The sequence below is a fragment of the Vogesella mureinivorans genome, from assembly GCF_007644035.1.
GTDB classification, from domain to species: domain Bacteria; phylum Pseudomonadota; class Gammaproteobacteria; order Burkholderiales; family Chromobacteriaceae; genus Vogesella; species Vogesella mureinivorans.
Genome location: NZ_VMTV02000582.1, coordinates 1 through 392, shown reverse-complemented (window position 1 = coordinate 392; position 392 = coordinate 1). Strand labels below are relative to the sequence as shown.

1 protein-coding gene is annotated in these 392 nt (G+C 69.6%); it reads left to right on the top strand.

The window, feature by feature from the left end; all coding sequences use genetic code 11:
• The coding region (locus FLQ44_RS16375; RefSeq protein WP_240801309.1) for a LysR substrate-binding domain-containing protein at positions 1 to 392 on the top strand (392 nt) is incomplete at both ends.

The window sequence follows — 392 nt, the reverse complement described above, 5'->3', positions numbered from 1 at the left end:
CCAGTCTCGTCCTGTTGCCGGCACTGCTGGAATTCCAGGCGCGCTATCCCGAGATCCAGCTCGATCTGGGCGCCAGCGATCGCAAGGTGGACCTGGTCGACGAGAACGTCGACTGCGTGATCCGCGGAGGCCCGCTCAGCGAGCCCAGCCTGCGCGCGCGCCAGCTGGCGGAACTGCCAATGGGCGTCTACGCCGCACCGGGATATCTGGATCGCGTCGGCATTCCGGCCTCACCCGCGGCACTGGACGAGGGCGCGCATGTGCTGATCGGCTATCGCGGCTCGCGCGTTCGCCAGCCCTTGCGCCCCCTGCTGCAGCGGGGTGAGGTGCGCCACGAAGTGCGCGGGCGGCAGACGCTGATTGTCGACGACGGCAACGCCTACCTCGCCGCG